This window comes from Planktothrix agardhii (assembly GCF_904830935.1).
GTDB classification, from domain to species: domain Bacteria; phylum Cyanobacteriota; class Cyanobacteriia; order Cyanobacteriales; family Microcoleaceae; genus Planktothrix; species Planktothrix agardhii.
The window spans coordinates 3,907,764-3,921,473 of the sequence record NZ_LR882952.1; the positions used below are offsets into that span (position 1 = coordinate 3,907,764).

A 13,710-nucleotide genomic window follows, 5' to 3' on the forward strand; every position below is an offset into this window, starting at 1 on the left:
TATTATGGCTTTTGATCGACCGACAAGACCTACAAGACCAGGAGAACAGCCACCAGCGACCTCTCGCCCTAATCAAGCGGTTCAACGTAATACGTCTCGATCAACTTCTCTAAACCCTAACCGTTCATCAGGTGGTGATGGTGGTCGCAGAGATGGTGGTGGCGGGGGCTCCAACAGACCTAATCAACCGTCACCTTGGCTTGACAATGAAAATGAACCTTTACCCGATAAAACGGCGAGTTTTGTAGAATATTTGCGGTGGATGCGATCGCCCGATACTGAACACAAGGATGCTACAAAAGTTCAAATTCTGCAAATGGCGGAGGAAAATGCTAACTATCAACAACGCCTTCAACAATTAACAGACCGGACAAAATTAATTGCGGGTGAAGGAAACAGTTTTCAAGTCAAATGTCCTTGGCGAATTCGTGTAGGTGGGCATCGGGGGCCAGAAAGTATTTTACTCCCGGCTTTTGATGCTTTGGGAATGCCTTATATCCCATCTTCTAGTTTGCGAGGTGTGGCTAGAAACCAAGCTATTCGGGAAATCATGTCTAAGGAAAAAGTAGACTGGAAAGAAGCTGAGAAACGGGTAGCACCTTGGTTTGGTTCTCTTGAAGAAAAAGGGGAAAACCGCTCTGGAAAAGTTGTATTTTTAGACGCTTATCCCCTACCAAATCAAGATGGATTAATGGTAGATATGGCAAATAATATTTGGAAATGGGAGGGAAATGATTGCAAGTATAATCCTAATCCTAATCCATTTTTATCTTTAAAAGAACCAATGTTTTTAATTGGTTTACGTTTAGCCAGTGGATGTACTGATATTGAAGTCTTAAACCAAGTTAAGAAATGGTTAGTTAAAGGACTACAAGCGGGAATTGGTTCTCAAGTAAATACGGGTTATGGAGAACTAATGAAAGCAGGAGAAGCACGACCGAAAGAGGAGTTTTTTAGCTTAGAATTTACCTTGCAAGGTCAACTGATTCATGGGCGACAAAAGTTCACCCAATGGAACTGGAATGATCGAAACCAAAATTGGCAACATCGAGGTCAAGCAGAAGCAGAAGTGCGCCCTGTGGCGTTTAAATCAATGCTGAGATATTGGTTTAGAAGTTTAGCCCTGGGAGTTTTACCTTTAGGAGAAGTTTCGGCTTGGGAAAATAAACTATTTGGAGGGATTAATCCTGACCGGGAATGGGGTTGGATTAGAGTTGAAATTTTAGAAGGCAAAGTTACTCAAAAAGAACCAAAAAAGAATGATGGTGATTGTGGAGAACAGGAAGGAATTTTAAATTTTTCTTATTCTTTAGGAAGTCCAACAGAAACAAAAACCAAACAAGCGATCGCAACTTTAATGAAGAATTTAACTTGGTTAATGTTTCATTTAGGAGGTATTGGACAGGGTGCTAGACGACCTTGTTATTCTCGTCAAAACCGTCAATATGCTCCTTGGTGGCGCGGCTCCACTTTAATTCCTAATGATGATAATTCGTTCTGGAATCTACCAAATAATGTTAAGGAATTTCAACAAAAATTTCAGATTCATTTGCGACATTTTTATCAAGCTCTTTCTCAATTACCCAATATTCCTAATATTCGTGCAGTAAATAATCCGATTAATCTAGGACAAGTGCATCAAGATAACTGGAAAGAAGCAATTGATAGTAATTGTCAAATTGTTGTTTGTTCAGGAGAAGAAGACTTTGGTAAACCTTATGCTTTGGCTGTTCTTCATGGTTCTCAATTAAAGATTAATAATAATTATGACGGCAATTTATGTGGTCGAGTCAGTCGAGGGGTTAAACCTTCTCCGGTTTGGATTGCAGATTTAGAAGATTATCAAGTTGTCACGATATTTGGAGCAACAGAAAACCCTCGAAAATCTTATCTTGAGAAGTTAAAACAGAATACTCTCAAAGATAACTTTGCTCAAATTTGGCCACTAAATTAAGATGAGGATTTAATTTTTATGTCTCAACAATCAATTTTAGTCGCAACCATTGGAACCCGTGATTTAAGTTTTCAAATTACTTCGGGAGAATGGTATAATGTGGGGGATGATCGTATTCAAAATGGCGCGATTATTGGAGAACAGGCAGAGGTTTTATCCGATTTAAGATTTGCTGAGAAAAGCTATCGAGATTTGACTCAGTATTTGTTAGAAAATATTGAACAATATCGAGAACGAGTTAAACCGATTATTTTTGGTAAAGTTTTTTTAGAACAAGGTCGAACAATCTCTCAAGTTTATTTAATTGCTACCAATCAACAGGAAGGAATTAGAGAAAGAGAGAAGGATACTATTTATTCGGCTGAAATTATTAAATCTTGGTTGATGGATAATTTTAAACATCTAACAAGTGAAAAAATAACAATTATTCCATTAGGAGAAGATGGAACTAACCCTTCTAATTTTGAAGAAATGTTTCGCTGGTGGTCACGGGTTTGGCGAAATCAAATCCGGGTGAAAAATCAGTTGGTTTGGGTGTGTTTAAAGGGCGGAGTGGGTCAAGCCTCGGAAGCGGCGAGGGTTTCTGGTCTGAGTTTATATGGCGATCGCATTCAATTTTATGAGTTTAAAGCCAATCCTGTCAAGAACTATCAAGGAGTTCCTTCTGATTATACTGGCCCGTTTTTAGGAACAAATTATCTTTGGGATAGAACTCAACAACAATGTTTAAAGTTATTGGAACGATTTGACTATGATGAAGTGTCTGATTTATTAGAGCCTTATTTTGAACAAGATCCTGAAAATTTTGGTTGTCTCCGCAATTTAGTTAAAGCGGGCATTCAATGGAATCAAGGTAATTTTAAAGATTTTTTCAGATGTTCTGAAAGTATTTTAAATCCTCCTCAACAAAATCAAGGAAACTACTGGTGGTGGATGGGATATGAACAAGCAATGTTAGGTGTGGTGAGATTTAAACAACAAAATACTGCTGAAGTAATGTTACATAGTTATCGAGCAATTGAAGGTACAATTTATTTATGGGCTATTCAGACTTTTCCAAATTTCGTTCAAAATCGAGGGGGTGAATATCTAACAATTTCCTCCTCAATCCTTGAACAATATCCTCAAATACGCCGACAGGGATATTTTCAATCTTCAAATTCAGAACAATTAAAGGGCAGGTTTTCAGAAGATCTTATCAAAGTTGCTATCCCAAGTACATCAAAGAGCCAAGATTTTATAGCTTTCTGGTCTTCAGCAAGAACAATGAGAAATCAGCTATCTCATCGCTTGGGTGGATTAACAGAATATGAACTTTTTCTAGCCTGGAAGGTTGACCGACAGCAGGATTGTGAAAGCAGTTGGAAAAAGCGGGTTTTAACTTGTTTAAATACTTTGACTAACCAATCTTTTACATCCTTAGAAGGAGCTACTCTATTTATGAGAGTTCATAATTATCTTATCAGCAAAATCAAACAATATGAACCCTAAAATGTAATTAATTCGTATTTTTGCTGATGTGATTTGGTTTAAATTATACATTTCCAGAATTTTAGATTTTAACAAATTTTTCCGTAATTCCTGCTTTGAAGTTTGTTGAATCTATTAGAACATTAAAAACCATTAAGGATTGTACCATGTATAGTTATACTCGTGCCATTGTGGTTCGGAATTTTGCTATTGCCATTGTGAACGGAGCGATCACCTTGATTATTTTATTAATTGCCCCTTTGGGATTAATGGCAGTAATCAGTAATACCTTTTTAGTCACCGTTGCTAGTTTCTTTACCGCTACTTTTGCCGACGGAGTAATTCGTTTTCTGCAACCTGCTCGTTCTATGGGGGAAATTCCTTTACATCAGAATACACCATATTCTTCTCAATTAGATTCTCGTTCATCTAATGAAATTGAACGCTAGGTTATGTTAACACTTTATGTTTCTCAACAGGGATGTTATCTAACTTTAGAAGCTGAAAGTTTGTTAATCAAAAAGGGAAAAGAAGTCTTAGCAGAAGCTCAAATTCCCCTACTTGAACAAGTGTTAATTTTTGGTAAATCTCAAGTCACTACCCAAGCAATTCGAGCCTGTTTAATTCGTAATGTTCCGATTGCTTATCTATCTCGTATGGGATATTGTTATGGTAGAGTTTTACCCGTTGAACGTGGCTACAGACACCTATCCCGTTATCAACAACAATTGACCAGAGTAGACCGTTTAATTATTGCTCGTCGCCTTGTTCAAGCTAAACTAAAAAATAGTCGAGTCATTCTCCAGCGCCAAGCCCGTCGTCAATCTTCTGATGTGATTACTTTTGCGATTCAAAGTTTAAATCATCTCATGGAAAAGGTGATACAAGCAGAAAGTTGGGAGCGATTAATGGGACTCGAAGGTGCAGCGGCGGCTCAATATTTTTCAGCTTTGGGAGAATGTTTAACTAATCCTAAGTTTGTCTTTACAGTGCGATCGCGTCGTCCCCCAGGAAATCCGGTGAATGCTTTATTGAGTTTTGGCTATCAAGTTCTCTGGAATCATCTTTTGAGTTTAATTGAACTTCAGGGACTTGACCCCTATTTTGGTTGTTTACACCAAGGAACAGAACGTCATGCTGCCTTAGCTTCTGATTTAATTGAGGAGTTTAGAGCGCCGATTGTAGATTCTTTGGTGATGTATTTAATTAATCGTAATATGATTGATGCAAATACAGATTTTACTTACCATGATGGAGGTTGTTTTCTGAATGATTCCGGTAGAATTAAATACTTGAAAGCGTTTCTACAAAGGATGGAAGAAAAGTTAACCACTGCCACCGGAGAAAATCAGCCCCGATGGGATACTCTGACTCAACAAGTCAAGGCTTTTAAGCAGTTTGTTTACAACCCAATTGAAGGATATAAACCTTATGAAATTCGCTGATGTTATTTTACATTGTCGCTTATGATATTCCCTGTGATAAACGTCGCCGTAAAGTGGCGAATTTATTGGAGGGATATGGGAAGCGGGTTCAATATTCGGTGTTTGAGTGTGTTTTGGCTCAATCGAAATACATTGAGTTACAGAAACGCTTAAAGAAACAAGTAAATTTGGCTGAGGATAACCTGAGATTTTATCCGCTTTCTCGCCATACTTGGGGAAGTGTAGAAATTTGGGGTCAGGGGCCAGAGATTACTGAGTATCCGAGTTCAATAATTATTTGATGTTTTTTGCGAAGCTGAAGCTTGAATGCCTATGATATCGATTCTGCTGTTTATAGCCTCGCCTACCCTTCCTGTAAGGGTTCTGAGATTTTGATTCAGGAGTAAAATGTTGTTTCAGCCAACTGTTTTTATCAGTCTCGCAAACCTTATCTGGACAACCGATGGCGTCTGGGTTTAAAATGGGAGGACTCCCTACTCGCTAGGGAAATTAATTGATTGGAAACCTAATTTAGTACCTCGATAAGCTTGGTGTGTCTTCTGAACCTTTACCTCTCCCTACTCGCTAGGGAAATTAATTGATTGGAAACGACGATGCCCCTGACGGAATGAATGTCATGGATATGTATGGCGACTCCCTACTCGCTAGGGAAATTAATTGATTGGAAACCCCTTTGTCATTTCTTTGAGGATGTATGCTATCATCCCAAACTCCCTACTCGCTAGGGAAATTAATTGATTGGAAACTTTTCAATTTCGAGCCCCAGTTTCGTTTTGTGTACTCCCTACTCGCTAGGGAAATTAATTGATTGGAAACTCAGGGAGGAGAGAGTACCATTCAAACCTTTAAACCCGCTCCCTACTCGCTAGGGAAATTAATTGATTGGAAACGCATTAAGGATGTATTTAAAACATCCCTTTACTCCCTAATCTCCCTACTCGCTAGGGAAATTAATTGATTGGAAACATGCTGGGTCAACCTGTCCATTAGGCAACTTGCCTCCCTACTCGCTAGGGAAATTAATTGATTGGAAACCAACATCAGACAAGATATCTGGGATATCTTTTACATCAGCCTCCCTACTCGCTAGGGAAATTAATTGATTGGAAACAATGTAGGCTAAAAGGCCTACTTAAAACAATGTTAGATAATCTCCCTACTCGCTAGGGAAATTAATTGATTGGAAACAAAAGTGTTGTCCCGACGACTAAAGCTCCGACCCATAAGGGTCTCCCTACTCGCTAGGGAAATTAATTGATTGGAAACAAGGAATGTGAGATTTGTTAACGAAAATTCCTTCACTCCCTACTCGCTAGGGAAATTAATTGATTGGAAACTGCTCTATCAAGGATATCAGTAGCAAGTGTTACATCTCCCTACTCGCTAGGGAAATTAATTGATTGGAAACTTCATAACCATCAATGTCTATTTCAGGGTTTGTGTACTCCCTACTCGCTAGGGAAATTAATTGATTGGAAACGTGGCTAGTTGCCACTTTGCTAGAGACTTTGGACTTAGGACTCCCTACTCGCTAGGGAAATTAATTGATTGGAAACAGGAAGACGACCCTCCAAATCTTCCTGAAGATACTGGAGGTCGGCTCCCTACTCGCTAGGGAAATTAATTGATTGGAAACCTCCTACATGTTTAGCTTTATTCAAGGCTTGGATGTAGTACCCACTCCCTACTCGCTAGGGAAATTAATTGATTGGAAACACTTTCAGAACCATGTAGAGTCACTGGGATACTATTTAACACTCCCTACTCGCTAGGGAAATTAATTGATTGGAAACCTGCTTGGTAATATTAGTTTCTAACTCACTCCGGTTTCTACCCTCCCTACTCGCTAGGGAAATTAATTGATTGGAAACTGTAGAGGTTCATAATCTTTCTCTCAATTTATTTACACTCCCTACTCGCTAGGGAAATTAATTGATTGGAAACAATCATAATCACAGTCGTAATCATAATATTCCTGTTCTCTCCCTACTCGCTAGGGAAATTAATTGATTGGAAACCTAAAAGAGGACTGAATAGTGTCAATCCTCTTTGCAATTAGAACTCCCTACTCGCTAGGGAAATTAATTGATTGGAAACACTCATTTTCTTCCTTCTTATTAACAATATTATCTATTAACTCCCTACTCGCTAGGGAAATTAATTGATTGGAAACAATACTAAAGGATTAAATGAACTTACTACAAAAGTTACATGTCCTCCCTACTCGCTAGGGAAATTAATTGATTGGAAACTTATTAACCCATGTCATATAAAGGAAATAACCCTTAATAAACTCCCTACTCGCTAGGGAAATTAATTGATTGGAAACTGGAAGTAGTTGTACAAATATTCATGAGTCTTTCTCCATTAACTCCCTACTCGCTAGGGAAATTAATTGATTGGAAACCAGGCATCTCCATGCAAATAGCTGTTTCTTTCTCCCTACTCGCTAGGGAAATTAATTGATTGGAAACCAATATTTTCCTTGATTCTAGGATCTTGAATTCTGATACTCCCTACTCGCTAGGGAAATTAATTGATTGGAAACTATAACTACCTTAATCCATTGAGATTAGGATAATTATATACTCCCTACTCGCTAGGGAAATTAATTGATTGGAAACAAAGACCTTAGCCACTGTGTCACTACTAAGTGCTGTTTCCACTCCCTACTCGCTAGGGAAATTAATTGATTGGAAACAGGATACTGCCATCTTCTTTTTCATCACATTTCATCTCCCTACTCGCTAGGGAAATTAATTGATTGGAAACCTCAGAGAGTTGGAGGACGCAAGGTTTTTGATAGACTCCCTACTCGCTAGGGAAATTAATTGATTGGAAACAATACTTGAACCCATGTAGATACCTTAGAGGAGTTACCTCCCTACTCGCTAGGGAAATTAATTGATTGGAAACTTACAGATATCCTGTGTAATAACAAAAGGTTTTTTTATAGGTACTCCCTACTCGCTAGGGAAATTAATTGATTGGAAACGTAATGAATAAGTTATCAGAAAGGATTTCTTTAATTAATCTCCCTACTCGCTAGGGAAATTAATTGATTGGAAACTACCCAAACCAACGATGAAGGACACATTCTGTTGTATGATACTCCCTACTCGCTAGGGAAATTAATTGATTGGAAACTAAGTATTACTGTCTTTATAGGCGTGATACTTAGTGATATCTTCTCCCTACTCGCTAGGGAAATTAATTGATTGGAAACCTTCATATTCAGCAAGTGTTAAATACATAAGTTTGTCTCCGTATACTCCCTACTCGCTAGGGAAATTAATTGATTGGAAACTTCAGGTATATGCTTAATTATATGTTTGAACCTGTGTGAAGGCTCCCTACTCGCTAGGGAAATTAATTGATTGGAAACTAGGTTTAGATGAAAAAGCAAATGAGGTTTTCTTCTCCCTACTCGCTAGGGAAATTAATTGATTGGAAACACAATGGTTTCTACTCTATGAGACCATAATAAAAATTTACTCCCTACTCGCTAGGGAAATTAATTGATTGGAAACTTAACACAATCATTAACATCTATCTTTAATCTTAATGTCCCTTCTCCCTACTCGCTAGGGAAATTAATTGATTGGAAACGAATCAGTAAGTGGTATTCAAGTGGAGGATGCTTCTACTCCCTACTCGCTAGGGAAATTAATTGATTGGAAACTTCAAGTTTAATGTAGATAAAGTAGGAGCCCCCTACTCTTCAACTCCCTACTCGCTAGGGAAATTAATTGATTGGAAACACTCAAGTTGGAACTAGAAACTAAAAATTTAGAAGTAGCCACTCCCTACTCGCTAGGGAAATTAATTGATTGGAAACTCTCTATATCTATATAATTAATTAATTAATACTTATATCCGCTCCCTACTCGCTAGGGAAATTAATTGATTGGAAACGATGTATAGGTAATGGTCTACCTTCAGAACTAATATAAGCGTACTCCCTACTCGCTAGGGAAATTAATTGATTGGAAACCACATCCCTCTTCCAGCTGGATGCTTCAGCTAAACCCTCTAAGAGCTCCCTACTCGCTAGGGAAATTAATTGATTGGAAACTCATAGGGTCAAATGATTTCATACCCTTCATCAACAACTTCTCCCTACTCGCTAGGGAAATTAATTGATTGGAAACCAGACTTAACTCTAAGTGTGTAAGGAAGTCATTCACACTCCCTACTCGCTAGGGAAATTAATTGATTGGAAACAAAGTAAATAATCCTATTTTATTTGGGTTAAGATTTAGGAACTCCCTACTCGCTAGGGAAATTAATTGATTGGAAACATTTCCATATGAAGAGAGCCACTAACATCGGAATTAAAATCCCGGTCTCCCTACTCGCTAGGGAAATTAATTGATTGGAAACCTCCCGCTTCTTCAGGAGTCATCCAATAAACTCCAGAACCTTCTAACTCCCTACTCGCTAGGGAAATTAATTGATTGGAAACTCAATGAGTCGAAGGATTTCAGAATCCTCAACGACTCCCTACTCGCTAGGGAAATTAATTGATTGGAAACAATATCTTCAATTGAAAACCAATTATCTTCTAAATCTCCCTACTCGCTAGGGAAATTAATTGATTGGAAACATTTCAGTAGACATAATAGGTTTCCCTTTCTCTTAATCTCCCTACTCGCTAGGGAAATTAATTGATTGGAAACTAAAAGATAAAGAGATATTAGAAAGAGAGTCTGAACTCCCTACTCGCTAGGGAAATTAATTGATTGGAAACCAATAGAGTATTTAAATCAGTCATTTTCTTCTTCATGTAATTTCATGGAGACTCCCTACTCGCTAGGGAAATTAATTGATTGGAAACTTTCAATTAATACATTAGCTAATTGTTGACCTTGTGCTCCCTACTCGCTAGGGAAATTAATTGATTGGAAACACATAGTATCTTCACATAGTTCCCAATTACGGGAAGGTGACTCCCTACTCGCTAGGGAAATTAATTGATTGGAAACTCTGGCGTAATTCTACCTTGGTTCTTCCCTCTTTCTCCTCCTTCTCCCTACTCGCTAGGGAAATTAATTGATTGGAAACAGTGTAGTTCTCCTTCAAATTCGGTAATTTCTTGGGTGGCTCCCTACTCGCTAGGGAAATTAATTGATTGGAAACTCAAAGTCAATCAAGTTTTCAACATCAATAGTTAATTCAGATCTCCCTACTCGCTAGGGAAATTAATTGATTGGAAACGATTTCGTAGCGAGTTAAGGTAATCATAATCTTTTTCTCCTCCCTACTCGCTAGGGAAATTAATTGATTGGAAACATGACTGTGCAGGTAGAGAAGAAACCTGAAGTGTTTATCTCCCTACTCGCTAGGGAAATTAATTGATTGGAAACTCCAAGAACCACCTTGCTGGGCACGGTTTAAGAACTTGGTCTCCCTACTCGCTAGGGAAATTAATTGATTGGAAACCCAGATGTAATTGTTCTACTTCAGAAAGAACAATTACATCCTCCCTACTCGCTAGGGAAATTAATTGATTGGAAACACAGTCACCACCACATTCAAGACACCGCAAATACATGTGGTTACTACTCCCTACTCGCTAGGGAAATTAATTGATTGGAAACCTGAAAAGACATTCAGACTTGATGAGAGCTGCATGTTAAACGTTCTCCCTACTCGCTAGGGAAATTAATTGATTGGAAACCATCTGAAGTGTAACCCCTTTCTTCCAATTCTTTACTCCAGCTCCCTACTCGCTAGGGAAATTAATTGATTGGAAACCAGAGAGTGAACTCTTCAATTTCTATTTTTAATTGTTCAACTCCCTACTCGCTAGGGAAATTAATTGATTGGAAACACATACTTCCTTTAGGAGAAGCACTCAAGTTTTCTTTCTCTCCCTACTCGCTAGGGAAATTAATTGATTGGAAACTTTAGAGAGAACATCAACAGCCGGATCGTGAGCTTCTCCCTACTCGCTAGGGAAATTAATTGATTGGAAACCTAAGGTCTTTGAGGGTGAGGATGAACACTACTGGGCACAGCTCCCTACTCGCTAGGGAAATTAATTGATTGGAAACTACATTTGTACTAAGAGGTATAAACCTTTCTAGTTTATTCTCCCTACTCGCTAGGGAAATTAATTGATTGGAAACTAAGAAAAGAGAGTTATCTCTCTAAGGAACAGATGTTTTCTCCCTACTCGCTAGGGAAATTAATTGATTGGAAACCTTACCAGTGAAACCCATTACTAAGAATGAGAATCCATCTCTCCCTACTCGCTAGGGAAATTAATTGATTGGAAACTTTAATGGCTTGAATCAAACTTTGACCATTCCATTTGCCATACCCTCCCTACTCGCTAGGGAAATTAATTGATTGGAAACGAACGTAACTCTTCTTTCTCCCGACGATTCCAACGTTCACTCCCTACTCGCTAGGGAAATTAATTGATTGGAAACCATCAGCGCAAACGCCAGCAATGCACTCTTAAATCTACCTCCCTACTCGCTAGGGAAATTAATTGATTGGAAACATAAATAAAAAGAGCGATCGCATTTTTAATTAAGTGCGATCTCCCTACTCGCTAGGGAAATTAATTGATTGGAAACTTCAACGGGATGTCTTTTACCCCATTGTTTTCGCTGTCCACCACTCCCTACTCGCTAGGGAAATTAATTGATTGGAAACTTAAAAGTAATGACCGCATAGGAGGTAAAAACATAGCAGTTCCCTCTCCCTACTCGCTAGGGAAATTAATTGATTGGAAACAGAAAATGTTTTTTTATCTATCGTAAATGTTTTGCAATACTCCCTACTCGCTACGGAAATTAATTGATTGGAAACGCTAAGACAAAATTAGTGGAAGTTTTCTATTAATATGAGAGGTAACTGTTGACAAAAAGAGTAGATTTCGAGTAATATAACTTTGGGAGGCCGCTCTACCGCATAGAAACAAGGTCTCCATAGCAGTAAAGGCAATTCCCCGGCCGAAGGGTTACGGCAAATTCCTTTGTCATTACCTAGAAATAGGTAGTTAAGACAAAATTGGTCGAAGTCTTTTATTAATGCGGAAATCGAAAAGGCTTCGACTCCACTCGACTCCGCAAATAGGAAAAAATTAGAGACTTCCGTAGCGACAAAATCTCTAACTTTTTAACTTTTGAAAAACTCTAAAGACCCTTTTAAAACTCAGATAAACTTAATTTCCCTACTCGCTAGGGAAATTAATTGATTCCGATCTCACTAAAAAAAAGCCCCAGTTTTTACTAGAGCTTTAGTGGTTAAATATGGTTAGGTGTAGAAATAGGGCTTGCTGAAAAAGTATAGCAGTCGCCACATCTATTAGGACATTCTTGAAAGCTAAAAGCTGCTTACAGTAAGTATTTACCTATAGCGAGATTGCCTATTCCCTATTGCCTCTTGCTATATACACTAATTCCTTGCACCATTATCCCTTTCTGCCCTCTCCTCCTCCCGACTCTCTCGGCTTTTCATCTTTTTTCAGCAAACTCTAAATAGGCGATCGCGCCTCTCCCATCCCCCAATTTCAAAGCGCGATCGCACTTTCGCATCCCTCTTGATATCGGACTCAACTATTTACTGCTACAACACTCAACTCCTCTGACATTTCGCCATGATTTGTTGCATCATCTTTTGGCAACTGTTCACTCTTCAAAAATTCCTCAAATAAATCAAAAAACCGCTTCAGGGCATCAGATTCATCCTCAGAATAAAAAAGAATAATCCGACTCCACGATTGAGTAGATGCTTGGTTAAATCGGGTTTCTATCCATTAGTCTCTACTGTTTATCTCAATTATTCTATTGTTAACACCAATTTACCTTTCATTCCGCCTGCTTCTAATACTTTGTGAGCTTCCGATGCTGATGCTAAGGGAAAAGTTTTATTGACTAATATTTTTAATTTCCCTTCATCAATTAACCGAGCGCATTGTTGCAGAATTTTAGTTTGATCCAATTGATCATGAACCCGATCTTGTAACATCGGCGTTAACATCAACTCCAAACTAATTCTTAAATTCCGTAACCGAGCTTCTTTCAAATTTCCTAATTTTAGATCGGGTTCTAAAATAGTTACCAAATCCCCATAATTTTTAACCGCAAAAACTGTTTGATAAAAAACCCCATCGCCAATAGTATCAAAAGCTAAATCAACTCCTTCTCCCCCCGTCCATTCTAATATTTGATCGACAAAATTAGTTTCTTTATAATTAATCACTAAATCTGCCCCCAACTCCTGCACCAAAGTCGCAGTATCGGCGGAACTAACGGTTGTGGCAACTTCTGCTCCTTGTAATAGGGCTAACTGAATCGCCATATAACCCACCCCACCCGCACCGCCATGAATTAACACCTTTTGTCCCGGTTGTAATCGTCCCCGATCATACAATGCTTCCCAAGCGGTAATTAAAACTAAAGGAGCCGCCGCCGCCTCCACAAAACTCAAACTTTGGGGTTTCAAGCTGGCAAATTTTTCATCAATAATAACTAATTCCGCATAATTGCCCGCTTCTGCACCCAAACCCCCATTGCAAAAATAAACCGCATCTCCGACTTGAAATTTTTTAACTTCTGAACCGATGGCTTCTACAATTCCCGCCCCATCACAACCCAAAATAGCGGGCATTTGATCGGGATAAAAAGTACCCCGACTGCGTAATTTGGTATCAACCGGATTAATTCCCGCCGCCTTTAAACGGACTAAAATCTCAGTATCAGATTTAATTTGAGGATCGGGTATTTCTTGAAGTTGTAAAACATTTGGTTCCCCAACTTCTGTCATGAGAACTGCTTTCATAATTTACCAATGATTAAGTTTTGTTGTTGGGCTGTTGTTGGGCTA

The 13,710-nt window shown here is 38.5% G+C and carries 6 protein-coding genes and 1 CRISPR repeat array; of the genes, 5 read left to right on the forward strand and 1 reads right to left on the reverse strand.

Annotation, left to right across the window (positions count from 1 at the left end; genetic code table 11):
• Nucleotides 1–4 precede the first annotated feature (4 nt).
• From NMG88_RS18125 to cas2, 5 genes are all read left to right on the forward strand, one after another.
• Entirely contained in the window at nt 5–1,954 is a 1,950-nt protein-coding gene (locus NMG88_RS18125) for an RAMP superfamily CRISPR-associated protein (RefSeq protein WP_254035678.1), read from the forward strand.
• An 18-nt stretch (nt 1,955–1,972) separates the two neighbouring features.
• A complete protein-coding gene (locus NMG88_RS18130; protein ID WP_235765685.1) occupies nt 1,973–3,445 on the forward strand; it encodes a hypothetical protein in 1,473 nt (490 codons plus the stop codon).
• 146 nt (nt 3,446–3,591) lie between these two features.
• On the forward strand, nt 3,592–3,873 hold the full coding sequence (gene csx18, locus NMG88_RS18135; protein ID WP_254032020.1) for a CRISPR-associated protein Csx18: 282 nt from the start codon (nt 3,592–3,594) through the stop codon (nt 3,871–3,873).
• Between the two features lie 3 nt (nt 3,874–3,876).
• Complete coding sequence (gene cas1 / locus NMG88_RS18140; RefSeq protein ID WP_254035679.1) at nt 3,877–4,869, forward strand: CRISPR-associated endonuclease Cas1; 993 nt, start codon at nt 3,877–3,879, stop codon at nt 4,867–4,869.
• Complete coding sequence (gene cas2 / locus NMG88_RS18145) at nt 4,869–5,150, forward strand: CRISPR-associated endonuclease Cas2 (RefSeq protein WP_235752656.1); 282 nt, start codon at nt 4,869–4,871, stop codon at nt 5,148–5,150. The genes cas1 and cas2 overlap by 1 nt, the downstream gene beginning before the upstream one ends.
• A 188-nt stretch (nt 5,151–5,338) precedes the next feature.
• Nucleotides 5,339–11,691: direct repeats of the CRISPR family, unit length 36 nt; unit sequence CTCCCTACTCGCTAGGGAAATTAATTGATTGGAAAC.
• A gap of 972 nt (nt 11,692–12,663) precedes the next feature.
• Here the strand turns inward: cas2 and NMG88_RS18150 are convergent.
• The gene (locus NMG88_RS18150; protein ID WP_227350444.1) at nt 12,664–13,665 is read right to left on the reverse strand and encodes a zinc-dependent alcohol dehydrogenase family protein; all 1,002 of its coding nucleotides are present in this window, start codon (nt 13,663–13,665) and stop codon (nt 12,664–12,666) included.
• Between the last annotated feature and the right edge of the window lie 45 nt (nt 13,666–13,710).